This window comes from Sphingomonas rustica (assembly GCF_039652585.1).
GTDB classification, from domain to species: Bacteria; Pseudomonadota; Alphaproteobacteria; order Sphingomonadales; family Sphingomonadaceae; genus Sphingomonas; species Sphingomonas rustica.
Genome location: NZ_JBDIZK010000013.1, coordinates 116,351 through 142,895, shown reverse-complemented (window position 1 = coordinate 142,895; position 26,545 = coordinate 116,351). Strand labels below are relative to the sequence as shown.

At 67.1% G+C, this 26,545-nt stretch carries 29 protein-coding genes; 13 read left to right on the top strand and 16 right to left on the bottom strand.

Features of this window, described 5'->3' with window-relative positions:
• Window positions 1–47 precede the first annotated feature (47 nt).
• The 3 genes from TPR58_RS19625 to TPR58_RS19615 are packed head-to-tail and all read left to right on the top strand — an operon-like array spanning window position 48 to window position 2,826.
• A complete protein-coding gene (locus TPR58_RS19625) occupies window positions 48–1,358 on the top strand; it encodes an amidohydrolase (protein WP_346248450.1) in 1,311 nt (436 codons plus the stop codon).
• A gap of 5 nt (window positions 1,359–1,363) precedes the next feature.
• Window positions 1,364–2,089, top strand: coding sequence for a YwqG family protein (locus tag TPR58_RS19620; protein WP_346248449.1), 726 nt, complete (start codon window positions 1,364–1,366; stop codon window positions 2,087–2,089).
• Window positions 2,080–2,826: a phosphatase PAP2 family protein gene (locus TPR58_RS19615; protein ID WP_346248448.1), complete on the top strand. Its 747-nt coding sequence runs from the start codon at window positions 2,080–2,082 to the stop codon at window positions 2,824–2,826. Before TPR58_RS19620 ends, TPR58_RS19615 begins: the two co-directional genes overlap by 10 nt.
• 1 nt (window position 2,827) lies before the next feature.
• Here TPR58_RS19615 and TPR58_RS19610 read toward each other — a convergent pair whose 3' ends face one another.
• The 4 genes from TPR58_RS19610 to TPR58_RS19595 all read right to left on the bottom strand — a co-directional run bounded on the left by TPR58_RS19610 (window position 2,828) and on the right by TPR58_RS19595 (window position 5,725).
• Entirely contained in the window at window positions 2,828–3,463 is a 636-nt protein-coding gene (locus tag TPR58_RS19610; RefSeq protein ID WP_346248447.1) for a DsbA family oxidoreductase, read from the bottom strand.
• Window positions 3,464–3,533: 70 nt separating this feature from the next.
• Entirely contained in the window at window positions 3,534–4,490 is a 957-nt protein-coding gene (locus TPR58_RS19605; protein WP_346248446.1) for a cation diffusion facilitator family transporter, read from the bottom strand.
• Between the two features lie 14 nt (window positions 4,491–4,504).
• A complete protein-coding gene (locus tag TPR58_RS19600) occupies window positions 4,505–4,840 on the bottom strand; it encodes a hypothetical protein (RefSeq protein WP_346248445.1) in 336 nt (111 codons plus the stop codon).
• A 141-nt stretch (window positions 4,841–4,981) separates the two neighbouring features.
• The gene (locus TPR58_RS19595; RefSeq protein WP_346248444.1) at window positions 4,982–5,725 is read right to left on the bottom strand and encodes a Bax inhibitor-1/YccA family protein; all 744 of its coding nucleotides are present in this window, start codon (window positions 5,723–5,725) and stop codon (window positions 4,982–4,984) included.
• A gap of 141 nt (window positions 5,726–5,866) precedes the next feature.
• On the opposite strand from TPR58_RS19595, the gene thpR reads away from it, so the two are divergent.
• Window positions 5,867–6,400, top strand: a complete 534-nt coding sequence (thpR, locus tag TPR58_RS19590) for an RNA 2',3'-cyclic phosphodiesterase (RefSeq protein WP_346248443.1) — start codon at window positions 5,867–5,869, stop codon at window positions 6,398–6,400.
• 20 nt (window positions 6,401–6,420) lie between these two features.
• Here thpR and TPR58_RS19585 read toward each other — a convergent pair whose 3' ends face one another.
• Together TPR58_RS19585 and TPR58_RS19580 are read right to left on the bottom strand one after the other, a co-directional pair.
• A complete protein-coding gene (locus TPR58_RS19585) occupies window positions 6,421–7,434 on the bottom strand; it encodes an inorganic phosphate transporter (RefSeq protein ID WP_346248442.1) in 1,014 nt (337 codons plus the stop codon).
• 10 nt (window positions 7,435–7,444) lie between these two features.
• Window positions 7,445–8,593 carry a DUF47 family protein gene (locus TPR58_RS19580; RefSeq protein ID WP_346248441.1) on the bottom strand — a complete coding sequence of 383 codons (1,149 nt, stop codon included), beginning with the start codon at window positions 8,591–8,593 and terminating at the stop codon, window positions 7,445–7,447.
• Between the two features lie 128 nt (window positions 8,594–8,721).
• Here TPR58_RS19580 and TPR58_RS19575 point away from each other — a divergent pair, with 128 nt between their 5' ends.
• Window positions 8,722–10,104 (top strand): RNB domain-containing ribonuclease, encoded by a 1,383-nt coding sequence (locus tag TPR58_RS19575; protein WP_346248440.1) that lies wholly within the window; start codon window positions 8,722–8,724, stop codon window positions 10,102–10,104.
• 65 nt (window positions 10,105–10,169) lie between these two features.
• Here TPR58_RS19575 and TPR58_RS19570 read toward each other — a convergent pair whose 3' ends face one another.
• On the bottom strand, window positions 10,170–10,640 hold the full coding sequence (locus TPR58_RS19570; RefSeq protein ID WP_346248439.1) for a low molecular weight protein-tyrosine-phosphatase: 471 nt from the start codon (window positions 10,638–10,640) through the stop codon (window positions 10,170–10,172).
• A 69-nt stretch (window positions 10,641–10,709) separates the two neighbouring features.
• Between TPR58_RS19570 and TPR58_RS19565 the strand changes: the two genes are divergently transcribed.
• On the top strand, window positions 10,710–12,260 hold the full coding sequence (locus TPR58_RS19565; protein ID WP_346248438.1) for a spinster family MFS transporter: 1,551 nt from the start codon (window positions 10,710–10,712) through the stop codon (window positions 12,258–12,260).
• A gap of 6 nt (window positions 12,261–12,266) precedes the next feature.
• On the opposite strand, the gene TPR58_RS19560 is transcribed toward TPR58_RS19565, so the two are convergent.
• Together TPR58_RS19560 and TPR58_RS19555 are read right to left on the bottom strand one after the other, a co-directional pair.
• Window positions 12,267–13,316, bottom strand: a complete 1,050-nt coding sequence (locus TPR58_RS19560) for an ankyrin repeat domain-containing protein (RefSeq protein WP_346248437.1) — start codon at window positions 13,314–13,316, stop codon at window positions 12,267–12,269.
• A gap of 76 nt (window positions 13,317–13,392) precedes the next feature.
• Window positions 13,393–13,944: a superoxide dismutase family protein gene (locus TPR58_RS19555; RefSeq protein WP_346248435.1), complete on the bottom strand. Its 552-nt coding sequence runs from the start codon at window positions 13,942–13,944 to the stop codon at window positions 13,393–13,395.
• A gap of 115 nt (window positions 13,945–14,059) precedes the next feature.
• Between TPR58_RS19555 and TPR58_RS19550 the strand changes: the two genes are divergently transcribed.
• The gene (locus tag TPR58_RS19550; RefSeq protein WP_346248434.1) at window positions 14,060–14,317 is read left to right on the top strand and encodes a hypothetical protein; all 258 of its coding nucleotides are present in this window, start codon (window positions 14,060–14,062) and stop codon (window positions 14,315–14,317) included.
• Here TPR58_RS19550 and TPR58_RS19545 read toward each other — a convergent pair.
• Window positions 14,305–15,378 carry a hypothetical protein gene (locus tag TPR58_RS19545; protein ID WP_346248433.1) on the bottom strand — a complete coding sequence of 358 codons (1,074 nt, stop codon included), beginning with the start codon at window positions 15,376–15,378 and terminating at the stop codon, window positions 14,305–14,307. The two genes, TPR58_RS19550 and TPR58_RS19545, sit on opposite strands and share 13 nt — an antisense overlap.
• A 322-nt stretch (window positions 15,379–15,700) precedes the next feature.
• Between TPR58_RS19545 and acnA the strand changes: the two genes are divergently transcribed.
• From acnA to TPR58_RS19520, 5 genes are all read left to right on the top strand, one after another.
• Window positions 15,701–18,373: an aconitate hydratase AcnA gene (acnA, locus tag TPR58_RS19540; RefSeq protein ID WP_346248432.1), complete on the top strand. Its 2,673-nt coding sequence runs from the start codon at window positions 15,701–15,703 to the stop codon at window positions 18,371–18,373.
• Window positions 18,374–18,478: 105 nt separating this feature from the next.
• On the top strand, window positions 18,479–18,820 hold the full coding sequence (locus TPR58_RS19535; protein WP_346248431.1) for a hypothetical protein: 342 nt from the start codon (window positions 18,479–18,481) through the stop codon (window positions 18,818–18,820).
• A 68-nt stretch (window positions 18,821–18,888) separates the two neighbouring features.
• Entirely contained in the window at window positions 18,889–19,236 is a 348-nt protein-coding gene (locus tag TPR58_RS19530) for a surface-adhesin E family protein (RefSeq protein ID WP_346248430.1), read from the top strand.
• A gap of 133 nt (window positions 19,237–19,369) precedes the next feature.
• Window positions 19,370–19,720 (top strand): hypothetical protein, encoded by a 351-nt coding sequence (locus TPR58_RS19525; protein ID WP_346248428.1) that lies wholly within the window; start codon window positions 19,370–19,372, stop codon window positions 19,718–19,720.
• A 94-nt stretch (window positions 19,721–19,814) separates the two neighbouring features.
• The gene (locus TPR58_RS19520) at window positions 19,815–20,165 is read left to right on the top strand and encodes a hypothetical protein (RefSeq protein ID WP_346248427.1); all 351 of its coding nucleotides are present in this window, start codon (window positions 19,815–19,817) and stop codon (window positions 20,163–20,165) included.
• A gap of 21 nt (window positions 20,166–20,186) precedes the next feature.
• On the opposite strand, the gene mtnP is transcribed toward TPR58_RS19520, so the two are convergent.
• The 3 genes from mtnP to TPR58_RS19505 all read right to left on the bottom strand — a co-directional run bounded on the left by mtnP (window position 20,187) and on the right by TPR58_RS19505 (window position 23,272).
• Window positions 20,187–21,053 carry an S-methyl-5'-thioadenosine phosphorylase gene (gene mtnP / locus TPR58_RS19515; RefSeq protein WP_346248425.1) on the bottom strand — a complete coding sequence of 289 codons (867 nt, stop codon included), beginning with the start codon at window positions 21,051–21,053 and terminating at the stop codon, window positions 20,187–20,189.
• A 90-nt stretch (window positions 21,054–21,143) separates the two neighbouring features.
• Complete coding sequence (locus TPR58_RS19510; RefSeq protein ID WP_346248423.1) at window positions 21,144–21,539, bottom strand: DUF6916 family protein; 396 nt, start codon at window positions 21,537–21,539, stop codon at window positions 21,144–21,146.
• Window positions 21,540–21,703: 164 nt separating this feature from the next.
• Entirely contained in the window at window positions 21,704–23,272 is a 1,569-nt protein-coding gene (locus tag TPR58_RS19505) for an alpha-amylase family glycosyl hydrolase (RefSeq protein WP_346248422.1), read from the bottom strand.
• A 114-nt stretch (window positions 23,273–23,386) separates the two neighbouring features.
• On the opposite strand from TPR58_RS19505, the gene TPR58_RS19500 reads away from it, so the two are divergent.
• On the top strand, window positions 23,387–24,709 hold the full coding sequence (locus TPR58_RS19500) for a serine hydrolase (RefSeq protein ID WP_346248421.1): 1,323 nt from the start codon (window positions 23,387–23,389) through the stop codon (window positions 24,707–24,709).
• 7 nt (window positions 24,710–24,716) lie between these two features.
• On the opposite strand, the gene TPR58_RS19495 is transcribed toward TPR58_RS19500, so the two are convergent.
• From TPR58_RS19495 to TPR58_RS19485, 3 genes are all read right to left on the bottom strand, one after another.
• Window positions 24,717–24,983: a hypothetical protein gene (locus TPR58_RS19495; protein ID WP_346248420.1), complete on the bottom strand. Its 267-nt coding sequence runs from the start codon at window positions 24,981–24,983 to the stop codon at window positions 24,717–24,719.
• A gap of 211 nt (window positions 24,984–25,194) precedes the next feature.
• Window positions 25,195–25,725, bottom strand: a complete 531-nt coding sequence (locus TPR58_RS19490; RefSeq protein WP_428835739.1) for a GNAT family N-acetyltransferase — start codon at window positions 25,723–25,725, stop codon at window positions 25,195–25,197.
• Window positions 25,722–26,513: a LysR family transcriptional regulator gene (locus TPR58_RS19485; protein WP_346248419.1), complete on the bottom strand. Its 792-nt coding sequence runs from the start codon at window positions 26,511–26,513 to the stop codon at window positions 25,722–25,724. Before TPR58_RS19485 ends, TPR58_RS19490 begins: the two co-directional genes overlap by 4 nt.
• Window positions 26,514–26,545: the final 32 nt, after the last annotated feature.

The window sequence follows — 26,545 nt, the reverse complement described above, 5'->3', positions numbered from 1 at the left end:
GCCCTCCGCGCGACAGTCCGCGGCTCAACGAACCCGGGGGATGATCCATGCTTCGCCATCTGCTGCTCGCAAGCGCGCTCGTTCTCGGCTCCGCGGCGGCCGACGATCCGGTGCGCAGCGCCACGGCGAAGCAGATGCCCGAGTTGATGGACTTCTACCGGGATTTCCACGCCAATCCCGAGCTGAGCCTGCAGGAAACACGCAGCGCCGCCAAGCTGGCGGCCGAAGCGCGCGCCGCCGGGTTCGAGGTGACCGAGAAGGTCGGCGGCACCGGCGTGGTCGCGGTCCTGCGCAACGGGCCGGGGCCGGTGGTGATGCTGCGCGCCGACATGGACGGCCTGCCGGTGACCGAGGATACCGGGCTCCCCTTTGCGTCGAAGGTACGGGTGACGACCGCGGAAGGCGTCGAGACGGGCGTGATGCACGCCTGCGGCCATGACACGCACATGGCCAGCTGGATCGGCGCGCTGCGCAACCTGGCGGCGATGAAGGGCAAATGGTCGGGCACGCTGATCATGGTCGCTCAGCCGGCCGAGGAAGTCGGCAAGGGCGCCAAGGCGATGCTGGACGACGGGCTGTTCACCCGCTTTCCCAAGCCGCAATATGTCGTCGCCTTCCACGACAGCGCCAGCCTTCCCGCCGGCACGATCGGCATGAAGGACGGCTATGTGATGGCGGCGGTCGACTGGGTCGACATCCAGCTGAAGGGTGTCGGCGGACACGGCGCCTATCCGCACACCACCCGCGATCCGGTGGTGCTGGGATCGCGGATCGTCGTCGGGCTGCAGACGCTGGTCAGTCGCGAGACCGATCCGCAGGAAGCGGCGGTCGTCACCGTCGGCAGCTTCCATGCCGGCGCCAAGCCCAACATCATTCCCGAGAACGGGCTGATGCAGCTGACGGTGCGCAGCTATTCGCCCGAGGTGCGCAAGAACCTGCTGGACGGCATCGCCCGGACGGCGCGCGGCGAGGCGATCGCGATGAACCTGCCCGAGGACAAGATGCCGGTCGTGACGGTGAAGGAAGGCTTTACCCCCGCCACCTTCAACACCACGCCGCTGACCGGGCGGCTGACCGACCTGTTCAAGGCGCGCTTCGGCGATCCGCGCGTCGCGATGGTCCCAGCGTCGATGGCGGGTGAGGATTTCAGCTATTTCAACCTGCCCGATAAATCGGTGCAGACGACGCTGTTCTGGGTCGGCGGCGTACCCCAGGCGGCGTGGGACAAGGCCAAGCAGGACGGCTCGGCCCTGCCCTCGCTCCACAGCGCCTTCTGGGCCCCCGATGCGGAGAAGGTCGTGGCGACCGCGACCGAGGCGATGACTGCCGCCGCGCTCGACCTGCTGCGCAGGAAGTAGCGCCGATGCTTTTCTATACCCCTGTCCTGCGTCCCGGAGTGAGGGCGAGTTCGCCCGAGCTTCTGGCACGATTGTTCGGGGGGACGACCGGCGAAGCGGAGCCGGTGGAGCGCTTTGGCGGCGTGCCGCACGGCCTCGCCACGCAACACTGGCCCTATTGCGGCGAATGCGGGCGATCGCTGTCGCTGATCGCCCAGCTGACACATCATGCGGATCGGCTGCCGCTCGGGCGCGAAGGGCGGATGCTGTTCGCGTTCCAGTGCAACCATGAGCCGGGCACCTGCGAGACCTGGGACCAGGATTCGGGGGCAAATGCCGCGTTCGTGGTCGAGCCCGAGGCGATCGGAAGCGGCGACACGCCGGCGCCGGCCGACGCGCCGCCGTCCGACCCGGCGGCGCTCGTCACCGGATGGACCCGGGAAGACGATGGCCTGACCGCCGAACAGGCAGCCGCCTTTTTCAGCGACGAGACGATCGCGGCGCTGGGCGAGGATCTGATCGACGAAGAACGTCATGGCGGCACGCATCTGGGCGGCATTCCCTGCTGGATCCAGAGCGCCGACGAAGCCCCGCGCGGCTGGCGATTTCTCGGCCAGATCGCCGATGCGCACGAGTTCGAGGAAGAGGTCGTGCCGGCACATAATTTCGGCGACATGGGCATCGCCTATCTGTTCGCCCAGGATCAGGAAGCGGGCGTGCCCAAGGTGAAGATGTTCTGGCAATGCGGTTGATGTTGAAGGATCTGTGGCGCCGGTTGCGCGCCGATTTCGCCATCCTGGCGGCGTTCGCAGGGATCGCCCTGCTGTCGTTCCTGTTCCTCAAGCTCGGGTCGGAAGTGCTCGACGGCGAGACGATGGCGATCGATCGTTGGGTGTTGCTGGCACTGCGTGACCCATCGGACCTGTCGGTGACGGTCGGGCCGGCCTGGTTTCGTTCGCTGATGCTCGACATCACCGCTGTCGGCGGCGTGTGGGGCCTGACGCTGACCACGGTGGTGGTCACCGGATTCCTGATCGCGTCGCGCAAATATGCGACCGCCCTGTTCGTCGCGCTGTCGGTCACAGGCGGGGCCGTGCTCGGCAGCCTGTTGAAGATGCTGTTCGACCGCCCTCGGCCCGATGTCGTGCCGCATCTGGTCGAGGTGACCAATGCCAGCTTTCCCAGCGGGCATGCGATGAACAGCGCGGTGGTGTTCCTGACACTCGGCGTCCTTCTGGCCAGCACCCAGGAAAGCCGCAGGGTCCGCGTTTACCTGATCACGGTTGCCGTCAGCCTGACGCTGGCGATCGGCTTTTCGCGCCTGTATCTGGGCGTTCACTGGCCGAGCGACGTGGCCGCGGGCTGGTGCGTCGGCGCCGCCTGGGCGACGACCTGCTGGATCGCGGCGCGGCTGTTGCAGCGAACGCACCAGATCGAGCAGCCCGACGGCGTCCGCCCCCCGGAAGCTCCGGCTCCGGAAGAGCCGTGACTCAGGCGGCGAGCGTCAGGGCGCGCTCGATCGCCGCGGCAAGATCGTCTTCCGCACGGCCGCCATTGAGGGCGACCCGCCCGCCGAAGACGAAATGCGGAACGCCGCGGACGCCGGCCTGGACCGCCTGCTGCGCCTCGGCCTCGGTCCGGCGCAGCTCGGCCGGATCGCAGGCGATGGCGATCGCGTCCTCCCGGGTGAAGCCATGGGGCTCGGCCAGATCGGCCAGCACCTCGGCATCGCCGATGTTGCGTGCCTCGAGAAAATAGGCGTTGGTGATGGCGACTGCGAGGGCGTGTTGCGTTCCATGCGCGCGGGCGTGGCGGATCAGGCTGTGCGCGGCCTGTGACGGATAGGCGTTGGGCTGGACCGACAGGTCGAGCGCCAGACCCGACAGCCGCGCCTCGCCCTCCGGCCGTGCCCAGGCCTGGGCCGGATCGGTCACGCCGTAACGCTCGCGCAGCATCCGGGCGATCGAATAGCCTTCGGGCGGGCAGTCGGGCATCAGCAGGAAGGGATGGTGCCGGATGTCGACGGCGAGATCCGGGAATCGCTCCGCCAGCACCTTGTCGAGGCGGTGCTGCCCGAGGATGCACCAGGGACAGAGAATGTCGGTGACGAGATCGATCTGAAACATGGCGCGGTCCTGGCTCGGGTGGGTACCGACCAGATGTGCGTGACGCCGCGCCGCCGCAAGAGTCGCATGCTCAGCCGACCGCAACGACCTCCTGCGCATTCTCGACCTTCTCGGGCCGGATATAGATGGACGAGAGCTGCGGCATCGCCTGCTTGAGCTCCTGTTCCAGCCGCTCGATCAGCGCCTCCCCCTCGCCCATCGTCAGGCTATCCTCGAAATCGGCACTGACGGCGACGAAGACGCGGTCGGGAGCCGTGTGGATGGTGCGGACATGGTTGACGTGCAGGATTGCTGGTTCGCGGTCGAGGATGCGGCGGACACAGGCGATAACGCCTTCATTGGCGCGCTCCCCGATCAGCAGCCCCTTCGCCTCCCGCGCCAGCAGGGTCGCGACCGCCGCGAGTAGCAGTCCGATCACGATCGAAGCGATGCCGTCGATCCGCGGGTCCGCCAGTTCGTGGCTCAGCCAGATGCCGATACCCGCGACGATCAGGCCGGCCAGCGCCGCCGAATCCTCGAACAGGACGATGAACCCGGCCGGATCCTTCGATTCGCGGATCGCCTGCCACCAAGGGGTATCGCCCTTGGCCTGACCGAATTCGCGCAGCGCGATCCACCAGCTGGTGCCTTCCATCGCGAAGGCGATCGCGAGGACCAGATAGGCGATCCAGGGATCGGCGAGCGGCTCGGGCTCGACGATATGCTGCCAGCCCTCATAGACCGAGACGCCGGCGCCCAGGCCGAAGATCAGGATCGCGACGACGAACGCCCAGAAATAGAGCTCGCGGCCATAGCCGAAGGGATGTTCGTGATCGGGCAGCCGCTTGGCGCGGTGCTGGCCATAGAGCAGCAGGAGCTGGTTGCCGCTGTCGACAAGGCTGTGCACGCCCTCCGTCAGCATCGATGACGAACCGGTAATCGCCGCCGCGATGAACTTCGCGACGGCGATCCCGATATTGGCGGCCAGCGCCGCATATAGAACGATGTTTGCGCGCCATCCGGTGGCGCCGCGATTGGCCGCCGCCACCGATACGGACCGGCTCAGTCGAGGCCCAGCTTTCGGGCGATCTTGCCGATCAGGCCCGGCTCCTCGCTCTGCCCCGCCTTGGCGGCAGCCAGCTTGGCTTCGTCCTGCGCGTTATAGCCGGAGCTTGCCGGTGCCGAATGGCTGTGGATCGGCTGCGTCGAAGCGGGCGGATCCGACGCATCCATCGATTCGTCGAGCGCGCGGTCGAGGCGGGCTTCCTTGCTTTCGGGGTTGCGCTGCAGGCGGTCGGCGATGCTCTCGTCGGTGCCTGCATCTGCGGAAAACGCTGCCTGACGCGCGCCGGTCTCCTCCGGCGCATCGGTCGGCGTGTCGATCGGGTTCACGTCCATCATCACTCTCCCATGAGCGTTGCCCATCTGAAACGGATGGAACCGGCGGCGCGTTCCTCGCATCACCCCAACAAAAAGCGGCCCGACGAAAAAACCGCCGGACCGCTGATTTTTGTTAAGTTTCCTGAACTTGCGCGGCGATCAGTCGCGCGAGCCGAACAGGCGCAGCAGGAACAGGAACATGTTGATGAAGTCGAGATAGAGGTTCAGCGCCCCCATGATCACGACCTTGCCCATCATGTCGGTGCCGCGAACATAGTCGTACATGCTCTTGATCTTCTGCGTGTCATAGGCGGTGAGGCCGGCGAACAGCAGGACGCCGATAGCGCTGATCGCGAAGCCGAGGCCATCGGACTTCAGGAAGATGTTGAGGATGCTGGCGACGAACAGGCCGACCACGCCCATGATCAGGAAGGTGCCGAAGCCCGACAGGTCCTTCTTGGTAGTGTAGCCCCACAGGCTGAGACCAGCGAAGCCGGCTGCGGTGGCGAAGAAGCACTGCGCGATCGAGGTGCTGGTATAGACCAGGAAGATCGTCGACAGCGACAGGCCCATCAGCACCGCGAAGACCCAGTAGAGGATCTGCATCGTGCCGGTCGACATGCGACCCTGGCCGAAGCTCATGCCGAACACGATCGCCAGCGGCGACAGCATGATCAGCCATGCCAGCGGACCGCCGTTCACGAAGACCTGAGCGGCCGGCGAGGTCGCGCCGCCCCACGAGAAGGCCAGGGCAACGATACCGGTCAGCAGCACGCCCGAAGCCATGTAATTGTAGACCGACAGCATATACGCCCGCAGACCCGCGTCATAGGCGGCGTCGCGCGGCGCGTGGTCGCGTCCATAGGGTGCGGCGCCGGGCCGCGGGTCAGACCAGTTGGCCATTTCTAACTCCATGTTTCGGCACACCCCGTGCCAGTGTGGCCTGAATATCACAGCTGGAGCGCGGTATTTCAAGCGAAACCGGCCCCCTTACGGCGTGTTAACCCCGTCGCCATCCAGCGCTTCCGGGGCTAAGGAGTTCCCATGCACCGCCTGTTCGTCGGCCTGAGGCCCCCTGCGGCGATCCGCCAGCGCCTGTTATCGATCATGGGCGGCGTGCCCGGCGCGCGCTGGCAGGACGACGATCAGCTGCACGTGACGTTGCGCTATATCGGCGAGGTCCAGCGGCCGGTGGCCGAGGATATCGCACTCGCGCTCGGCCAGGTTCACTGGCCGCGGATCGATGCGACCGTGAGCGGGGTCGGCGAGTTCGACGCCCGCGGACGCCCCAATGCGCTATGGGCCGGCATCGCTCCGCACGAGCCGCTGAAGGGGCTGCACCGCAAGATCGACCAGGCGCTCGTCCGGCTGGGCCTCGAGTCCGAGCGTCGCGCCTATCTGCCGCACATCACGCTGGCGCGGATGAATGCGGCCGCCGGATCGAACGACCGGTTCCTCGCCGATCACGCCGGGCTGTCCAGCGAGCGCTTCACCTTCACCCATTTCACCCTGTTCGAGAGCCATCTGGGCAGCGCAGGGGCAAGCTATGAATCGGTCGCACGCTATCCGCTGGACTGACGCGCCACGTCGGCGCGGGATCAGAACAGCCGGGTCAGCATGTAGAACAGCGCGCCGACAGCGGCTGAGGCCGGGATGGTGATGACCCATGCCACCATGACATTGCCGGCGACGCCCCAGCGGACGGCCGAGGCGCGCCGCGCGGTGCCCGCCCCGATGACGCAGCCGGTGATGGTGTGGGTCGTGGAGACCGGAATGCCCATCAGCGACGCGCTGAACACCATGATCGATCCGCCCATCGAGGCGCTGAACCCCTGGTGCTGCGACAGCTTGGTGATGCGCGATCCCATCGTCTCGATGATCTTCCACCCGCCCGACAGCGTGCCCAGCGCGATCGCGATATAGCAGGAGATCGCAACCCAGTGCGGCACCTCGAAATCGCCGTGCAGATAGCCGGTCGAATAGAGCAGCACGGTGATGATCCCCATGGTCTTCTGCGCATCGTTCAGCCCGTGGCTGAGCGAATAGGCGGCCGACGAGACCAGGTGCAGCGCGCGGAAGGTCTTCTCCGCCCCGCGCGCGCTCGCGCCCTTCAGCATCCAGCTGGACGCGAGCATGATCGCCATCGTCAGGATCATGCCCAGCGTCGGCGACAAGACGATCGCGATCAGCGTCTTGTTCAGCCCGCTCCACTGGATGCCCGAAATGCCCGCATGCGCCACGCCCGCGCCGATCAGCCCGCCGACCAGCGCATGGCTGCTCGAAGAGGGGATTCCCTTCAGCCAGGTGACGACGTTCCAGAACATCGCCCCGATCAGCGCGCCGAAAACGACCGACGGCGTCACCAGGTCCTTGTCGATCAGCCCCTTGCCGATCGTCTCGGCGACCTTGTGCAATTCGGGGAAAATGATGGTGAGGAAATAGGCGGCGAAGTTGAAGAAGGCGGCAAAGGCGACGGCGTGGACCGGCTTCAGCAGTCGGGTTGCGACGACCGTGGCGATCGAATTGGCGGCGTCGTGAAGGCCATTGAGGAAATCGAAGGCAAGCGCGACCAGGATCAGGCCGACGAGCAACGGGAATGCGAGTTCGTGCATCTGCCGAGGCTCAGGAGTGGTCGATCACGATGCCGTCGATCTCGTTCGCGACATCCTCGAACGCGTCGACGATGCGCTCCAGATGCTTGTAGATCTCGCGCGCGACGATGAAGCGCAGCGTGTCGCTCTCGCCATGTTCCTTGAAGGCGCGTTTGACGCCGGCCGTGTGGATCTCGTCGGCCTGCGCCTCCATCCGCACCAGCCGCTCGGTCAGCTCGTGCAGGCGTCCGCCGTTGCGAGCCACGTCGCGCAACAGCGGCATCGCCTCGGCGGTCAGGCGGGCGGCATCGACGATGATCGCGCCCATGTCCTTCATCTCCTGCTCGAAGCTGCGCACCTCGTACAGGTCGATCGCCTGGACCGTCGCCTGCATCTCGTCGATGGCATCGTCCATCGATCCGATCAGGCTGGTGATCGCGCCGCGATCGAACGGCGTCAGGAAGGTCTGGCGGACCGTCTGGAGCACCTCGCGGATGATGTTGTCGGCGTCATGCTCGCGCTCGATCACCTCGCGGATATGGTCCTGGGCCGAGGATCCGTCCTGCAGCAGCCGCGCCATCGCGTCCGCCGCCGCGTTGATGGTCACGGCATGCGCCTCGAACATCTCGAAGAAATTGCCGGTCTTGGGCAGCAGGCGCTGGAACCAGGCGAACATGGGGGAAATCCTCGATTTGGTGGCGACGGCGGAGAACATGCCGGCGCGTGCGGTTGCTGCCTTGAACCCGGACGGGCCGAAAGAACGGATGAGGTCGCGCAGGTCCGGCTCGTCGACCGCATCGGCGGCCTCGTGCAGCGGAAACCAGCGGCGCTCGCGCTCCGACTGTTCCTTCCAGGCGGGGAATTCGCGATTCACCGCCAGCGGGAACACGTCGACATCGACCATCAGCGACGCGCCGTTGTTGCGCCGCTTGCGATAGCGATAGGAACCGATCGGCGTCGGGCACACCAGCCCTTCGACGCCAGCCTCTTCCTCCGCCTCGACCGCGGCTGCGGCGTGCGGGCTCAGGCCGGACATCGGATTGCCCTTGGGAATCACCCAGCGCTTGCTCTCGCGCGAGGTGACCAGCAGGACGCGTACCGGCGCGTCGATTGCGGTCCCGTCGGTGCGATAGGGCAAGGCGGCAATCTGACGAATGGCTGCGACTCCGGTTGGTCCCATGGCCCGGGAAGGCACGGGAAGGCGCGCGCTGTAACAATAACCCAAACCTTCCGCCATGTCCGAAATGATGCGGAGGCAGGCGGACAGAGAACGGGTGCGTCGGCGCGCCGCACTGCTATAGACGGGCGATGAAGACGCTCGTCGATCCCGCCAACGCCCTGGTCCGGGGCCTGTCGGCGATCCGGACCGAATTCCACGTGCCGCAGGGCTTCGCGCCAGAGATCCTTGCTGCGGCCGACGCCGCGGCGGCACGCGTGCCCGACGCCCATGCCGACCGGACCGCCCTGCCCTTCGTCACGCTCGATCCGGCAAGTTCCACCGATCTCGACCAGGCCTTCACGATCGAGGCGGCGGGCAGCGACCTGCTGCTCCATTATGCCATCGCCGATATCGGCTGGTTCGTCCGCGACGGCGATCCGGTCGATATCGAGGCATGGGAGCGCGGCACGACGCTGTACCTGCCCGACGGCAAGGCGCCGCTCTATCCGCCGGTGCTGAGCCAGGGCGCCGCCAGCCTCCTGCCGGACGGACCGCGCCCCGCGATCATCTTCACCGTGCGCGTGGCGCCGGACGGCGGCGTCCGGCTCGACGGCGCCGAGCGCGCGCTGATCCGCAGCCGGGCGAAGCTGGCCTATGACAGCGTGACCGAAGCCGAGCTGCCGCCCGGCTTTGCCGAACTGTCCCGCCGGATCGCGGAGGCCGAAGCGGCGCGCGGTGCGGCGCGGGTCGATCCGCCCGAACAGGAAGTCGAGCGGCTGGCGGAGGGCGGCTATACGCTGCGCTTCAGACCCCGGCTCCAGTCCGAGGAACAGAATTCGGCGCTGTCGCTCGCGACCAACATGGCGGTCGCCGACGCGATGATCGCACATCATACCGGCCTGTTCCGGGTCATGGGCCGGCCGAGCCCCAAGTCGGTCGATCGGCTCCGCCATGAAGCGGGCGCACTGGGCATCGACTGGCCGGCCGACCAGCCGCTGGAGAGCCTCGAGCGATCGCTCGACCCCGCCGATGCGCGCCACGCCGCCTTCATGCTCGCGATCCGGCGTGCGGGCGACGGTGCGTCCTATATGCCGTGGCGCGAGGATCAGGCGCCATGGCACTCGGCGGTCGCCGCCGCCTATGCCCATGCCACCGCGCCTCTGCGCCGGCTGGCCGATCGCTATGTGGTCGAGACGGTGCTGGCGATCGCCAATGGCCGGCCCGTGCCCGACGCCGCTCAGGCCGCCTTTGCCAAGCTGCCACGGGTGATGGCACGCGCCGACGCTCGCAGCGGGCAGATCGAGCGGGCCGTCATCGACCTGGCCGAGGCGGTGATGCTGCAGGGACGCGAGGGCGAGCGGTTCGAGGCGGTCGTCACCGATGTCGACCCGCGGGGTGCGAGGATCCGGTTGTGCGGCCAGCCGATCGTGGCACGGATCGCGGCGACCGATGTCGGACCCGGCGATCGGCTGACGCTGCGGCTGTCCGAGGCAGATCCCGGTCGGCGGACCCTGACCTTCGACACCGCGTGAGAAGACCCCGCGCGGCGCGGGTGCGACGACGCATCATGATCGACGACAAACCGGCCGAGCCGCGGCTATCTGCCGCGAACGATCTGCGCCACCAGCGCATCCGCGGCGGCGGTGACATCCTCCCACACCGCATCGAAGTCGGCGGCGTCGCCATAATAGGGGTCGCGCACGCCCTCCCCTTCGCGACCCGGCACATGATCCATCAGCAGCGACAGATGCGCCGTCGCGTCGTTTGGCGCGATGGCGCGCAGGTCGCGCAGATTCTGCGGATCGAGCGCGAGGATGTGGTCGAAGGCGCGAAAGTCCGCTGCGCTCACCCGTCGCGCCTTGTACCCCGAAATGTCGATGCCGTGACGCGCCGCGACCGCCTGCGATCGGAGGTCCGGCGCCTTGCCGACATGCCATTCGCCCGTTCCGGCGCTGTCCACCTTCACGTCGATGCCGGCGCGATCGGCCGCAGCGCGCATCGCCGCCTCGGCCAGGGGCGAGCGGCAGATATTGCCGAGACAGACAAACAGATAGGAGCGCGCGTTCACGGCGAATCTCTCTTTGGTACTTGCAGTATGGTCTGGTAGCGTCGCGCCAACGATAAGGGGAGCGGAGGGATGCCGGGGTCGGACACGCAGCGCGCGGGTGCCTATAGCTGGTACGTACTTGTCGTCCTGTTTCTCGTCTACGCGCTCAATTTCATCGACCGTCAGATCCTGACCATCCTGGCGGGCGAGATCCAGCGCGATCTCAAACTGACCCATGCCGATATCGGCTTTCTCTACGGCACCGCGTTCGGCGTCTTCTACGCGCTGTTCGGCATTCCGCTGGGGCGGCTGGCGGACAATTGGCACCGGGTGCGCCTGTTGACCCTGGGGCTCGCGCTTTGGTCGGCGATGACTGCGCTGTCCGGCCTGGCGCGCACCGGGGCGCAGCTCACCGCCGCGCGGATCGGCGTGGGCATCGGCGAAGCGACGGCCAGCCCCTCGGCCTATTCGCTGCTGTCCGACTGGTTCCCGAAGCGCCAGCGGGCGACCGCGCTCGCCATCTATTCGGCCGGCATCTATTTCGGCGGCGGCTTCTCGCTGTTCCTCGGCGGCAAGATCGTCAGCTGGTGGAACGAGGCCTATCCCGGCGGCGGGCCGTTCGGGCTGGTCGGATGGCAGGCGGCGTTCATGGCGGTCGGCCTGCCCGGGCTGGTGCTGGCGGTGATCGTCTTCACCCTGCGCGAACCGCAGCGCGGCCAATCGGAGGGGCTGATCGCCCCGCCCCATCCCGCGCCGTTCAAGGCGTTCGTCGAGGATCTGATCTCGATCGTCCCGCCCCTCACGCTGATCGGCGCGGCGCGGAACGGGGCGCGGGCGCTGATGGGCAACCTCCTTGCGCTGGCGCTGATCGGCGGGCTGGCCGCCGCCTTGATCTGGGGACTGAACGAGCCGGTCGCGCAATGGACCGCGGTCGCAATCGGCGTCTATGCCGTGACCAGCTGGGCCGCGGCGCTGCGGCATCGCGACCTGCCGACCTTCCGGCTGATCGTCGGCACCCCGGCGTTCCTCTGCATCGTGATCGCCTACGGCCTCAACGCCTTTACCGCCTATGCGGTCGCCGCGCTGGCGCCGGTCTATGGCATCCAGACGTTCGGCGCGACGATCGACGAGATCGGCCTGTGGGTCGGCGGCCCGGCGATCCTGGGTGGGTTCCTGGGCGTGACGCTTGGCGGCATGGCCGCGGACCGGCTACGCCAGACGCGGCCGACCGGGCGGATCGAGGTCATCCTGTTCGGCGCGATCTCGCCGATCCTGCCGCTGGTGATCGCGTTCACCACCAATCAGAAATGGATCTATTATGCGATGCTGCCGATCGCGCAGTTCCTGTGCAGTACCGCGCTGGGGTCCGCCGCCGCGGCAACGCAGGACCTGACGCTGCCGCGGATGCGCGGTACCGCGACCGCCGCCTTCTTCATCGGAACGACGCTGCTGGGGCTTGCAATGGGGCCCTATCTGGCCGGGCGTGTCGCCGACCTGACTGGCAGCATGGCGACCGGCGTGCTGTCGCTGCTCGTCACGGTGCCGATCGCGCTCGCCGCCGGCATTGCCGCCTACCGCCTGGTCCCGCTTGCGGAGGCGACCCGCGAAGCCCGCGCGCAGAAGGCAGGCGAAGCGATCTGACCGGCGTCAGCGGTTATAGGCAGGCTTGGGCAACGCCATCGGCGTCGGATTGCCGTCGACCCATTCGACTGACAGTTCGGCCATTCGCCGGGTGTCGCCGCTGCGCCGCTTGACCTGGCCGACGATCTCGCGCGCTTCCGCCAGCGCCGGTCCGGGCAGCGGCGTGCCCGACCCGACATGCACCAACCAGGCGTCGGCCATGGCGCGGAACTGACCGTCCCAGTTGATCCCGCCATTGCCGTCCAGCTCTCGGCCGATCCGTCCGGAGATGCGGATGACCTCACCCTGCACCGTGCCAGCCGCACCGCTGGAAGGCACCAGCAGCTCCCAGAGCTGCTCATGACGATCCTGCCAGCGCGCGGCGGTGGCAACGATCGGCGATTTACCGTCATGCATCGCCCGGCGCGGCACGGGTGGAACGTCGAACAGCGTGTAGAGCCGGTCGAGCGCTTCGCTGGCCGCATCGACGGTGTCGGGATCGTAGTTCGCGCGGTGGAACTCGAAATTCGTGCCGATGCATGCGACGGACTCGACCGCTTCCGCCGGCCGTGCTGCTCCTGCCGCCAGCAGCAATTCGGCGATCACGGCCATGTCCTCGATCTGGGCGTTGCTGCACCGGCGCAGCGCATAGTCGAGCGGCGTCTGTCGCCCGGCGTTCAGCGCATCGACCCGCGCTCCGCGCTCGATCAGCGTCCGGACGTTGCGTGCATTATAGGCCCCGGCCGCCATGTGCAGCGGCGTACCGCGAGCGCCCTCGCCCGCCTGGATGTCCGCACCCAGGTCGAGCAGCGTCTCCACCCGCCCCTTCCAGTGGCGCGCACGGGCATGGAGCGGGGTGTCGCCATCGCTGTCGCCGGCCTGGATGTCGGCGCCTTGCTCGACCAGCCAGTGCGCCAGCGCTTCGGGGCATTCGGCAAAGGCAAGCGCGCTTTGCTTGAACACGCCGCCCCGCGCATCGAGTTCGCATGTGTCGAATACCGATTTCAGCGCGTCGAGATCGCCCGCCTCGAGCAGTGCCTCGAAATCCTTGGGCAGCAGCTTTCGTTTCTTCGCCATCGATCAACCGTAAATGCCGGATTCGCGAGAACCCGGCGCCGCCTCCATCAGGAGAGGCGGCGCCGGGGTGGGATGATTACAGCGCGGAGAACACGCCGCAGGCGATGCGGCCGCCGCTATTGCCCGAGGGATCGGTCTTGAGGTCGTCGGCACCGGCATGGACGACGAATGCCGAACCATCCTCGTCGAGCAGCCCCTCGAACGTGCCGCCGGGCAGCATGAACGTCAGGCTGCCCTTGCCGTCGGCGCCCGCCATCAGGTTCGGCAGGTCGCCGGCGTGGGGACCCGCCGGGTTCTGCATGCCGTGCTGGTGGCTGGTCGGGTTCCAGTGACCGCCGGCGCTGGCGAAGTCCGGCGCTTCGCATTTGCCGGTGGTGTGGACATGGACGCCGTGCGGCCCGGGGCTGATGCCCATGGCCGACACGGTGACTTCGAGCCCGCCGTCCTTCTGGCGAATGCGCGCGGTGCCCGCGTCGGCACCCGTCGGGGTCTTCAGCTTGGCCTCGGCGACGAAGCTGCCGGCGGCATAGCGCCCGCCCGACGCGGCGTCCTGCGGGCCTTCGGCCGCAGCGCAGGCGCTGACTCCGACCAGGATCGCAGCCGCCATCACCACTCGAAACGCCGTCATCGCCGATCTCCCTGATTGTTCCGCGGCATCAATGGACGGAAAGCGGGCGGGTTCCAAGGGGGCGGGGGATCTGGCGGGCATTGCCTCGGCGGACACTCGCACATAGGCTCGACGCATGACCGAACCGATGTTCCACTTCGCCGGACGCTGGAAAGAGGAGCTAGTCGTAACCGGCGCCGGCGGGTCGTTCGTGCTCGAGATGCCGATCGGGATCCTGTCGGTCTACCTCCCGACCGAAGCCGAATGGCAGGAGAAGGGCCCCGATTGGGCGCGACCCTATTGGCATGAGCTGAAGCGCGACCTGGAGGCTTGGTGCACGGCCGCCAACGCGAAGCTTCACATCGACCCGACCGCGACGGTCTATTCGCTCTGAAGTGACGCCGGACCCGCAGCAGGTGCGATCGCCCCGCAATCGCCGTCGCGGCGACCGGACACGCTGCCCACGCCCAGCACGATCTTGGCCCGGCGCGAGAAGGTGAGCGCCTGCCACCGGCCCGAATTGCCGATCGCCGTGCGGCTTCTAAGGAAGGTCAGGTGGAGCATCTCATATTGCTCCGGATCAACCCTGCCGGTGTCGATCATGCAGTTCCACCGGGCGTAGTTCCACTCGAAATCGCGTTGCACGCCGTCCTGGTCGATCGTCCGGCCCAGGCTACGATACCAGTCGAGGATCGCGCGCAGCCGGTCCCAGCGTTCGGCCTCGGGCATCGCCGCCAGCTTGGCGCGCAGTCGCGCCAGATCCTCGTCCAGGGGAAAGCTGCCCTGCTGCACCTTGGTGTCGACCGCCCAGCGCACCTTGCGCCGGGTGATGGGCTGGCCGGCGAAAACGCGCAGCAGGTCGGTCCTGACCGCGAGCAGCAGATCGACATAATGATCGGTCTGGACCTGCAGCATCTCGTCGCTCTCGAAGATGCGGGTCAGTTCGGCGAAGATCACCGGGTTCAGTCTGCCGTCCGGATCATGCGCCGCGAGAATGCCGGCCCGGCAACGCTCGCCCACCGGCACCTTCAGGCAATCGCGCGAGAAGATCAGGCTGCGGCCATAGACCGGGGCGAGGTCCTTCATCGCGCGGCGATAGGCGCGGCCCGAGCGGAACTGGCGGCGCCATGCCTTCAGGATCGGCTGGAGGCTGCCGGTGCCGTAATTCCACTGCGACATTCCGACCGAGACCAGCTGGCTGTCGAAATTGCCGACCGGCATCGCCCAGCAGCCGACGGTCTCGGGAATCGAGGTCTCCTCCATCTGTTCGAAGATCGCGGCGCGGTCGAGCCCGATGTCCGCCAGCTGTCCGGCTGCCGCCGGGTCGATCCGCAGGAAATTCGCCCGGCCGTCGCGGCCGACGGCGTCACCGACCCGGCGGCAGGACCTGGCGACCTCCTGCGGCGTTTGCGGATGAAGCGGGGCGCTCGTCGGCGTCTGGGCGTGCGACGTCACGGCAAGTCCTAGCGCCAACGCGATGGATATCGGGCGGAGAAGTCCTGCCATCGATTTCATTTCCCGGTTGCTCCCCAGTTGCGAGGGGTTTTCAACAAGCGACCATGCGATGCGCCCGCACTGCGAACAAGCGTGCGAATCGCGGTTCTGCACCCTTCCCACCCCCCTTCACCCCTGCTATCGGCCTCGCGACTCTTCGCATTCGCAGCACTCCGGCGCGCCCGCGCGGGACTGCGGGTGGTCCTCCAGCCGGAGCGACCGAGCCCGCTTCCCCGCCTCCCCGAGCCGCAGGAGCCAGACAGGGAAAGGACCCTCTCGCACCATGACCGCCATCGGCAACAACGCGCTCGGCACCCGCGACACGCTCGACGTGAACGGCAAGTCCTACGGCTATTACTCGCTGTCCAAGGCAGCCAGGAAGCTGGGCGACATCTCGCGCCTGCCCTTCTCGATGAAGGTGCTGCTGGAGAATATGCTGCGCTTCGAGGACGGCGTGACGGTGACCAAGGACGACGCCAAGGCGATCGTCGACTGGCAGCAGAACCCGGTCGCCCCCAGCCGCGAGATCCAGTATCGCCCGGCGCGCGTGCTGATGCAGGACTTCACCGGCGTGCCCTGCGTGGTCGATCTGGCCGCGATGCGCGACGCGATCACGAAGTTGGGCGGCGATGCCGCGAAGATCAATCCGCAGGTTCCCGTCCACCTCGTCATCGATCACTCGGTGATGGTCGACGCCTTCGGTTCGCCGACCGCGTTCGAAGAGAATGTGGAACTGGAATATCAGCGCAACCTGGAGCGTTACGAGTTCCTGAAGTGGGGCTCCAAGGCGCTCGACAATTTCCAGGTCGTTCCCCCGGGCACCGGCATCTGCCACCAGGTGAACCTGGAATATATCGGCCGCGGCGTGTGGTCGACCAAGGCCAGTGACGGCGTCGAGATCGCCTATCCCGACACGCTGGTCGGCACCGACAGCCACACCACGATGATCAACGGCCTGGGGGTGCTCGGCTGGGGCGTGGGCGGCATCGAGGCCGAGGCGGCGATGCTGGGCCAGCCCGTGTCGATGCTGATCCCCGAGGTCGTCGGCTTCAAGCTGACCGGTGCGCTGAAGGAAGGCATCACCGCGACCGACCTGGTGCTGACCGTCACCCAGCTGCTGCGCGCCAAGGGCGTGGTCGGCCGTTTCGTCGAATTCTATGGCCCCGGCCTTGCCAGCATGAGCCTGGCCGATCGTGCGACGATCGCGAACATGGCGCCGGAATATGGCGCGACCTGCGGTTTCTTCCCGATCGACGACCGCACGCTGGAATATATGCGCCTGACCGGCCGTCCGGACGAGGAAGTCGCGCTGACCGAGGCCTATGCCAAGGCACAGGGCATGTGGCGCATCGAGGGCGCCGAGGATCCGATCTTCACCGACACGCTCGAGCTCGACATGGGCACGGTGTGCGCCAGCCTGGCGGGCCCGAAGCGTCCGCAGGACCGCGTCAGCCTGAATGCGGTGGACGAGGTCTTCAACGGCGACCTGACCAAGATCTACAAGAAGGAAGGCCCGGAGCGCGTCGCGGTCGAGGGCGCCGACCATGACATCGGCGACGGCGACGTCGTGATCGCGGCGATCACCTCGTGCACCAACACCTCAAACCCGTCGGTGCTGATCGCGGCCGGCCTGGTCGCCCGCAAGGCGCGCGCCAAGGGCCTGAACCGCAAGCCCTGGGTGAAGACGTCGCTGGCACCGGGATCGCAGGTCGTGACCGACTATCTCGACAAGGCGGGCCTGACCGAGGACCTGAACGCGGTCGGCTTCAACCTGGTCGGCTATGGCTGCACCACCTGCATCGGCAATTCCGGCCCGCTGGCCGAGCCGATCTCGGCCGCGATCAATGGCAACGACATCGTCGCCGCGTCGGTCCTGTCGGGCAACCGCAACTTCGAGGGCCGGGTCTCGCCCGACGTGCGCGCCAACTTCCTCGCATCGCCGCCGCTGGTCGTCGCCTATGCGCTGAAGGGCACCGTCACGCAGGACATGTACGACACGCCGATCGGCGAAGGCACCGACGGCCCGGTCTATCTGAAGGACATCTGGCCGACCAACGAAGAGATCGCGACCGTGATGGCCGCGAACATCGACGACGGCATGTTCCGCGCGCGCTACGGCAACGTCTATCAGGGCGACAAGCACTGGAGCGGCATCACCGTAGAGGGTTCGGACACCTATAGCTGGCCGGCCGGCAGCACCTATATCGCGAACCCGCCCTATTTCGACGGCATGTCGATGACCCCGGCGCCGGTGACCGACATCATCGAGGCGAAGCCGCTGGCGATCCTGGGCGATTCGATCACGACCGACCACATCAGCCCGGCGGGCAGCATCAAGGCCGACAGCCCGGCCGGCACCTTCCTGCAGGAGCATCAGGTCAGCCGGAAGGACTTCAACAGCTATGGCGCGCGCCGCGGCAACCACGACATCATGATGCGCGGCACCTTCGCCAATATCCGCATCAAGAACGAGATGGTCCCGGGCATCGAAGGCGGCATGACCAAGTATCACGACCAGGTGATGCCGATCTATGACGCCGCGATGCGCCACAAGAAGGACGGCACCCCGCTCGTCATCGTCGCCGGCAAGGAATATGGCACCGGTTCGTCGCGCGACTGGGCGGCGAAGGGCACCAACCTGCTCGGCGTGCGCGCGGTCATCACCGAGAGCTTCGAGCGGATTCACCGGTCGAACCTGGTCGGCATGGGCGTGCTGCCGCTGCAGTTCGCCGAGGGCGTGACCCGCGAGACGCTGAAGCTGAACGGCAGCGAGACCTTCACCATCACCGACGTCGCCGGCATCCGCCCGCGCCAGGAAGTGGAGGTCACGCTGACCCGTGCCAACGGCAAGAGCGAGACGTTCAAGACCCGTTGCCGGATCGATACGGTCAACGAACTGGAATATTTCCTCAACGGCGGCATCCTTCAGTACGTCCTGCGCAAGCTGGCGGCCTGATCGGCGCAACGCACCGCCGACAAAGGCGTTGAATACGGGCCGTCGCGACTTCATGTGGTCGCGGCGGCCCTTTGCGTTTTCCATCACGGCCGACCGGAGACTATGATGCCGCTGTTCATCGCCGCGCTTTTGTTGACCGCTACACCGATCGCTACGGAAGATTGGGTCGTCCTGGACGATGAGAACGGCTCGACGATCTCGCTGGATCGCGCCAGCATCCAGGCCAACGGCACCGAGCGAAGCTTCCGCATCCGACTGGTGTCCCCCGAGGAAAATGGCGTGATCGATGCAGTCGCCGATTGCACCCAAGGATGGATCGAGCCCCGCCATACCGAACTCACCAAGAACGGCACGACGAGCAGCCAGGATTACGAGCCCGGTGCGGAACGGGTCGCCCCGACCGACCCATTGGCCAAGAAGATGCTCGCGACGGCATGCGGCAAGTGACCCCGGTCAGATCGGCGCGGCGCACCGCCGTTGCCCGGACCTGTTATCCTCCCAGGCAGGATTGACGCATGCTCCTCCCCCTTGCCCTTCTGATCGCGATGGCCCCCTTCCAGCAGCAATGGCAGCAGGTCGATAGCGACCAGGACGGATCGCTGTTCGTCGACACCCGCTCGATCCGCAGCGAGGGATCGCTCCGCATCTATCGCAGCAAGCTGGTGAAGCCGGGGGATCCACGCGTGTTCGAGATGGAAGTGGAGATCGACTGCGCCGCCAGATCGACCAGCGTCCGGTCGGGTCGACTGTTTCAGGACGGCAAGCAGGTTGCCGAACGGACCATCCCCCAGACACAGCGACGGATCGAACTGATCCCGGACCCGGCGAACGATCCGGTGCTCAAGCTCGTCTGTGTCCGGTAAGCAGTCAGCGCGGTGGACGGCTCATGCCAGTCATCCGTTCTCCGCGCCGCGTCGCGGCCGCAGTGATGGTTGCGGGAACGATCCGTGCCACAGATTCGTCTGTCACCGATAAGCGTCTCGAATGGAGGCCTGTTTGTTTCTGATCCTCGCTCTTCTCTTCCCCGGCCAGGCAGTCCCGTCGGACTGGCAGCAGGTCGCCACCCGGGACAAGGACCGGATGTTCGTCGACACGCGATCCATCCGCGGCGAGCGCAACCGGCGGAGCCTGACGGTCAAGATCACTACCGACAACACCGTCGAAAGGCATCTCGACCTGGTCATCGATTGCACCGCCAAGACATTCGAGCCGGTTGCCGGACGCGAAGTCGAGAATGGCGTGGTCCTGCGCACGATGCCGACGCCCACCGAAACCGGAAAGGCCGAGCCGATCCGCACCTCGGATCCCGGCGAAGCAGCGGTCCTGCGTCTCGCATGCGGCGGCTGACCGGCACCAGGCCGATGGGACCGCGCCCGCTTCCGTTCTGTTCCAGTTCCATCGAAGGACCGCTCGCATCCGACCGGTCCATAGGAGAGTTCCCATGTTGCTGACGTCCCTTGCCCTGTTGCTGACTGCCCAGGCTGCCCCCACGGCGAACTGGGTCGTGCTCGAACAATCCGCCGAAGGCACCGTGTCGGTCGACAAGGCGTCGATCCGCCCCGAGGGCGCCGGCCGCTTCTTCACCATGAGGGTTGCGATGGAAGGAAAGGGCGAAGCGATGCTGGACATGGTGCTCGACTGCAAGGCGAACACGGTCGTCCCCCGCGCTGCCCGCGTGGTGAAGGACGGCGCCGTCCAGAATATCCCGATTCCCGACAGCGAGGCCAAGGTCGAGAAAGTCGATCCGAAGCTGGAGAATGACGCGAAGCTGATCGCCCTGGTCTGCAAGTAAACCGGGCGTGAGCGCCGGGCGCTAGAGCAGCGCCCGGCCCGCAACCGCGTCGAGCTTCGCCAGCAGCGCCGGATCGCGCGCCGACGGGGCGGTGATCAGCGCGGTATCGAGACAGGTGTCGATCGGCGACGGATCGCGCCGTTCGGGCAGGTTGCGCAACAGGTGCATGACCATCGCCCGCGCCTTGGCCGCATTGGACGAGAGCTGGGCGATCACCTGGGCGACGTCGACCGCCGCCTCCTCCTCGCGCCAGCAATCATAGTCGGTGACCATGCCCACCAGCGCATAGGGAAGCTCGGCCTCGCGCGCGAGCTTGGCCTCGGGCATGGCGGTCATGCCGATGATCTGGCAGCCCCAGCTGCGATAGAGATGGCTCTCCGCGCAGGTCGAGAATTGCGGCCCTTCCATCGCCAGATAGGTGCCGCCCTCATCCACCTGCGCCCCGGCGACGCGCGCCGATTCGGCTGCCAGTGCGGAGAGACGCGGACAGACCGGATCGGCCATCGAGACATGCGCGACCAGGCCGGTGCCGAAGAAGGATGACGGTCGCCCCTTGGTCCGGTCGATGAACTGATCGGCGATGGTGAAGCTGCCCGGCGGCCGGTCCTCCACCAGCGATCCGACCGACGAGACCGCCAGTACGTCGGTGACGCCCAGCCGCTTGAGGATATCGATATTCGCCCGCGGGTTCAGATCCGTCGGGCTGATCCGGTGCCCGCGGCCGTGCCGCGGCAGGAACACGACGCGCGCATGGCCCACGCGCCCGGTGAAACACGCGTCCGACGGCGCCCCCCAGGGACTTTCGACCGACACCCAGGCACCGTCCTCGATCCCGTCGACGTCATAGAGTCCCGAACCGCCAATGATCCCGATCGTCCAGCCGCTCATCTGATCGCTCCCGGAAAGCGCAAAGGGCCCGCGCCTCTCGGCACGAGCCCTATTGATTGGCGGTGATCCGCGCCAGCGTCTTGCGATGGTTCAGCTGAACGTCGCGCGCATCGTCGGCGCACCCCGCGTGCTTACGCCCGGCTGCAGATAGAGCTGGGCATGACCCAGTTCGGCGTGCGCGACACGATACAATCCGTCGGACTCGACCTGGCGATCCGTCTCGAACACTGCGGTGAAATTATGCCGCCGCTTCTGGCCGACCGCAGGCTGCTTCTGGCCTCCCTTGACCGCGACGAGGGTCATCTGCGTCTGGTCGTTCAGGAAGAACTGCTTGCCCACATGCGACTTCCACTCGGCGAGGTCCTGCATGTCGAACGGCTTGTCCGCGAAGAGGGAGGTCACCGAAGAGGCCCCCGGCAGCGCGGCGGCAGCGACTGCGCCGGCGACAAAGAACTGACGGCGCGACGGAGCGAATTCTTCGGACATGGTGCCTCCCTGCAAATCCCGGCCACTGGTCCCCCCGGCCGATCCTTCCCTTTCATCGTGGACCGGACGCCGTCGCCCGTCAATCACCTGCACGTCCGTTCAGCTCTCGTTCGGTGTGAAATTGCCCCCCGGGGGGGGTCGCCGGCTCGCGATGGTGAGAGGGATCAGACCGCGCGGTCGAGGATGATCGCTCCGTAGCCCGGCAGCTGCGTCGCGCTGGCGCCGTTCACTTCGACGACCAGCTTGCCCGATCCATGCCATTCGATCGGATCGGCGCCCAGATTGAAGGCGCAGGTCAGGTGATCGCGCTCGAACACCAGCCGCGCCTCGCCGGCATCGCGGATCGTCATCGATCCCTCGATCAGCGCCGGCAGGTCGCGGCGCAGCGCGATCAGGCGGCGGGTGAGGTTCAGCAGCGAGTGCGAATCGCGGTCCTGGCGGTCGACCGCCAGCGCGAGGTGATCGGGCCCCAGCGGCAACCACGGCCGGCCGGTGGTAAACCCGCCACCCGGCGCGTCGGCTCGCCAGGGAATCGGGGTGCGGGCACCGTCCCGGCCCAGCGTCGACGGCCAGTTCGCGATCGCTTCGGGATCCTGCAGATCCTCAAATCCGATCTCGACCTGGGTCAGGCCCAGCTCCTCGCCCTGGTAGAGGAATGCGTTGCCGCGCAAGCTCAGCAGCAGCAACAGCTTCATCCGCGCGAATGCCGCGCGGTGCAGCGGATCGGCCCATCGCGACACCGCCCGCGGCGCATCGTGATTCTCGAATGCCCAGCTCGGCCAGCCCTCGTCTTCGCCGCCCGGCCATTTGCCGATCGCATCCCGCACCAGCGCAGGCGTCAGGCGGTCGGCGTAGAGGAAGTTGAAGCCATAGGCGCTGCTGAGCCGCCCCGGCGCGGTATAGTCGTGCATCTCGCGCTCGGGACCATGCCCCACCACCTCGGCGACGGTGAAGCGCCCGCCATGATGGTCGGTCAGCGACCGCAGCCGTTCGAGAAAGCCGGCGACTTCGGGGCGGTTGCGGTTGAAGACGGGCTGCTGGAAATCCGCCGTGCGGGTTCGCAGGCGACCGTCCCCCGGCGCTGGCGGATTGTCGCGAAGCTGGAGATCATGGACCGCGAAGTTGATCGCATCGAGGCGAAACCCGTCCACGCCGCGGTCCAGCCAGAAGCGCGCGGTATCCAGCGCCGCCTCCACCACTTCGGGATGATGGAAATTCAGGTCGGGCTGGCTGGCCAGGAAATTGTGCAGATAATATTGGCCGCGCCGCGCGTCCCACGTCCATGCGGGGCCGCCGAACACCGATTGCCAGTTGTTGGGCGGGCTGCCGTCCGGTCTCGGGTCCGCCCAGACATACCAGTCGGCACGCACATTGTCCCGGCTCGCGCGGCTCTCCACGAACCAGGGATGCTCGCTGCTGCTGTGCGAATAGACCTGGTCGATGATGACCTTCAGCCCGAGTTCGTGCGCGCGCAGCACCAGAGCGTCGAACTCGGCAAGCGTGCCGAACAGCGGGTCGACGTCGCGATAGTCGCAGATATCATATCCGAAGTCCGCCATCGGCGACCGGAAGAAGGGGGACAGCCAGATCGCATCGACGCCCAGCGACGCGACATGGCCGAGATGCCCGGTAATCCCGGCCAGATCCCCTACCCCGTCGCCATTGGAATCCGCGAAGCTGCGCGGATAGATCTGGTAAATGACGGCGCCGCGCCACCACTCGCGCTGGTTCATGGTCGTGCAGCCTAGCGACTGCCTGTGCATCGGCAAGCAGGATCGCCGCGGCGAATAATGTTGATATCATATTTTCTTGAGCTAGGATCGAAGCGCCATTCCGGGGGACTCTCGATGCTGACCCGCCTGCTCGCCTGCACCATCGCCTTTGCCGCGCCGCTGGCGGCGCTCGCCCAGACGCCGCCTCAGGTCAGCCCGGCGGTCGAGGCGTCGGCCCCGCTCGAGGCGAGGATCGGTGAGCTGGCACAAATCCTGGCGGGCAAGGGCGATTATGACGCCTATTTCGCGCCTGCCTTCCGCTCCCAGATTCCCAAGGAGAAGTTTGCCCAGATCAACGCCCAGATCGCGGCCACTGCGGGTCCGATGATCCGCATCGAATCGATCACGCCGCGCACCCCTTGGGTTGCGGATGTCACGATCGGGTTTCGCGACGCGATTGGCACGGTGCGGATCAGCGTCGCCGCGACCGAGCCGCATCAGGTCGACGGATTGCTGTTCAGCGGCCTGACCCCACGCGTCGCGGACATGGGATCGGTGCGCGCCGCGATCGCCGCATTGCCCGGCCGAACCGGATTTGCGCTTGCCCGGCTGGCCGACGGCGCCCCTCAAATGCTGCTAGCCGACCATGGCGACACGCCCTTAGCGATCGGATCGGCGTTCAAGCTGGTGATCCTGGCGGAACTGGTGCGGGCGGTGAATGCTGGCGAGCGGCGCTGGGGCGATATGGTCACGCTAGACGGCGGCCCGCTCCCGGGGGGTCAATATATGAATGTTCCGGCCGGCACGAAGGTGACGCTTCGCGAACTGGCGCAGAAGATGATCTCGATCAGCGACAACAGCGCGACCGATATCCTGCTTAAACATCTTGGCCGCGACCGGGTCGAAGCGATGCTGGCCGTGGTCGGTATCGCCGATCCCAAGGGCATGACTCCGTTTCCGGGGACGCTGGAAATCTTCAAGCTGAAGGGGGTGCCGGGCCTAGCCGATCGCTATTTGGCGCTGGACCCGGCCGGCCGTCGGCAGTTTCTGGACGGCGAGGTGGCGCGCACGCCGATCGCGGCGATCTCCCCAACCTTGTTTCGCGACGGCAAGCCGGTGCGGATCGAGCAGCTGGAATGGTTCGCGACGCCAACGGACCTGATCCGGGTAATGGACTGGCTGCGCCGCAACAGCGCGGCCGGTCCGGGCGCGGAAGTCCGGGCGATCCTTGGGCTGAACCCCGGCATTCCCCAGCCCGCGGCCGCGAAGTGGAAATGGGCAGGATATAAGGGCGGGTCCGAACCCGGGGTGATGCACATGACGCTGCTGCTCGAAGGCAAGGACGGCAGCTGGTACGCGTTGAGCTCGAGCTGGAACAACCCGGCCGCACCGGTCGAGGATGTCCGCTTCGCCGGGTTGGTCGGCCGGGCCGCCGAGCTGGCGGCGCCCCAGCCCTGAACCGCGTTCAGCCCTGCCCGCGCGTCCGCAGCAGGTGATAGCGGCGGCGCGCGGCGAGCGCGGCGATCATCGTCATGATGCCGACTCCCGTGATCGAGGCCGGCAACCAGGCGGGCAGGTCTGGCATCGCCGCCAGGCGTACCAGCGCGACCGCCGTACCTGCCAGGGCAAGCATCAGACCGATGCGACGCATCCCGGCGGCAACGCCGGTCAGTTCACGATGATAGGCGGCCCGCGCGACGGGATCCTTGAGATCGGGCGGAGACATGCTCACCGCGCGCATCCGACGGCGGGCGCGGGTTCCTGGGGAGCGAGGACGCAACTGGGGCGGCGACGCCGCCACGGACGCAGGGGCATGATCTCTCCGAATGTCTTATCTTTGATTCGTCCCTTGCTAGCCGCTCTTTGCCCCGAACGAAAAGAGGTCGGCGTCAAAAGCTGACGATATCGACAAGATGCGCGCGAGATCCGGAAGGCCAGAGGCCCTATCGGTTCAGCCACTCGTCCCGCAGCAGCCCGTACAGGGTCGTGTCGCGCACGCCGATATGCGTTTCCCATTCGGCACGCAGCACACCTTCCAGCTTGAAGCCAAGCCGCTCGAGCAATGTGCGGGAACCAAGATTGTCCGGATCGGTATCGGCAAAGACCCGGCGCTGCCCTTCTTCACGGAACAGCAGGTCGAGCACGCGGCTGACGGCCTCGGCCATCATGCCTGCGCCCCAATGCTCGCGCGCGAGCAGATAGCCGACCTCGCTGACGCCGGCGCGCTTGTGGATCACCGTCACCCAGCCGATCGCCCGGTCATCCTCCGCCCGGGTGATCGCCCAGCTCCGCATGCCGTCGGTCGCGGGCGCATAGGTCAGATAGTCGCGGGTCTGCGCCAGGTCCGTATGCGGCGCGCTGGACCACCAGGTCATCAGCGCGTCGTCGGTCATCGCCGGGTGCAGCGCCTCGGCATCCTCGGGGCCGATACCGCGCAGCCGCAGCCGCGCGGTCTCCAGCACCGGCAGGATCACGACGCCAGCGCGTCCACCAGCGTCTTCACTTTCTTCTGGCGCCACTGCGGCAGCGGCGCGACGAGCCAATAGCCCAGCCGCGAGCTACGCGCCTCGCCGACCGCCACGACCTTACCCTCGGCGAGATCGCCGCGTGCGAGCAGTTCCGGCACGGTTGCGCGCCCCAGGCCCGCTGCGGCGGCATCGAGCGCCAGCCCGGCATCACCGACCCGGACGAGAGAGCCGGCATCCTCGGCCAGGCATCCCGGCCAGGCGATCTTGGTATCGACCCCGCCGCCCGGTCGCTCGACCGTGACCATGCCCTCGCTTTCCAGCGCCTCGCCCTCATGCTCGCCGGGCCCCTCGCCCCAGCGGATCGCTAGGTCGAGATTGGCTTCGGTAAAGTCGATCGTGTCGTCGGCCGAGACCAAGACGAAGCGGACCTCGCCATCGGTGCGGGCGATCTCAGCCAGGCGCGGCATCAGCCATTTGGCGGTCAGGTCGCGCGGGGCGGCGATGGTCAGTGACTTGGACGACTGGCCCGCCTGCATCGCCCGCACCGATTCCTCGAACTGAAGGAACGCGGCGCGCAGGGCGGCGAGGCCGGACTCGCCTTCCGGCGTCAGTTCCAGCCCCTTGGTGGTGCGGCGGAACAGGACGACGCCCAGCGTATCCTCCAGTGCCCGGATCTGCTGCCCGACCGCGGCCGGAGTCACGGCCAGTTCGTCGGCCGCGCGGGTGAAGGACAGATGCCGCGCAGCCGCGTCGAGCACGCGCAGACCGTTGAGGGGAAGATGGGTGCGCTTCATGCAACGGCTCCGGCGCGAACTGCGCGCGCCTT